Genomic DNA, 980 nt, shown 5'->3' on the forward strand with positions numbered 1-980 from the left:
GGGGGCAGGTTAAAATATTTGTGTAGGAAAGACAGGGCTGCACGGGGCGGCGATGGCGAGCACGGGAACGAGCAACGGAGCGCAGCGCAGTGCGAGCCGCGCGCAGCCAGTGCAGCAGGGTTGGGGCGGGGGACGTAAATTAGCGGAGGCCGCAGGCCGACCTGCCTTCAGGGGGGGCCAACGGTTGCAGGGCAGCTAAAGAAGAACTTGGGGTTGCCGATGGCCGGCTCAGACGCTGACAGCAGAAGGCGCAGCCTTGTGCGCCACACCCGCCAATGCTGACCCGCGGGGGCGCAAGACATAATGCCAATTATACGCATTAAGCCGCTCATCAATGCTCAGGCGGTTGCCCGGGCTCACCGGCGCAGTGCGTATAATTCCCCCCGCATTATGTTCAATAGGCGTTGGGCGGCCTGGACCGGCTCAACGGGGACGTCGGGGCTTGGGCCGCCTGACGACTATTTACCCCCGCGTGCACCGATGCCGACGGGCAGTCCGGCCACGGTCTGCCCCCACACCGAACCCGCCCAACTCAACGGGGGCGTGTGGATGCTCAGCGGCTATCGGGGGTTCAGGTCAGCGTCGGGTTGTCCGGCGGCGTGTCGGCATCGGCGTTATCGTCGGCGTACAGGTCGGCCAGTAAACCCACCTCATCGGCGTCGCTGACTTTTTCGTCGGCCATTTGCTCCGCCGGATGCGTACTGGCGTGCACCGCCTGCAAGGCCCGGATAGAGACCTGCGTATACACCTGGGTGGATTCCACGCTGGCATGGCCTAACATCGCCTGTATCCAGCGCAGGTCTGCCCCGTTCTCCAGCATCTGCGTCGCCATCGCATGCCGGAACAGGTGGCAGGCACCTTTTTTCTCGATGCCGGCGGCCCGGATATAGCCGCTCACGGCATTCGTGATACCGTTCGGCTGCAACCCGTCGAGACCGTCCATTGCCACGAACAGCGACTGGATGTCCGGGGTGACCAGC

Annotated in this window: 1 protein-coding gene; it reads right to left on the minus strand. The window is 64.2% G+C overall.

All coding sequences use genetic code 11. The annotated features are described in order from the left end of the window. Window positions 1-571: 571 nt before the first annotated feature. Window positions 572-980, minus strand: a 409-nt coding sequence (locus tag ACGF49_RS24590; protein ID WP_387493328.1) for a tyrosine-type recombinase/integrase, incomplete at its 5' end; no start/stop codon positions are given.

It is taken from the genome of Photorhabdus sp. RM96S (assembly GCF_042879335.1).
In the GTDB taxonomy this organism is placed as follows: domain Bacteria; phylum Pseudomonadota; class Gammaproteobacteria; order Enterobacterales; family Enterobacteriaceae; genus Photorhabdus; species Photorhabdus kayaii.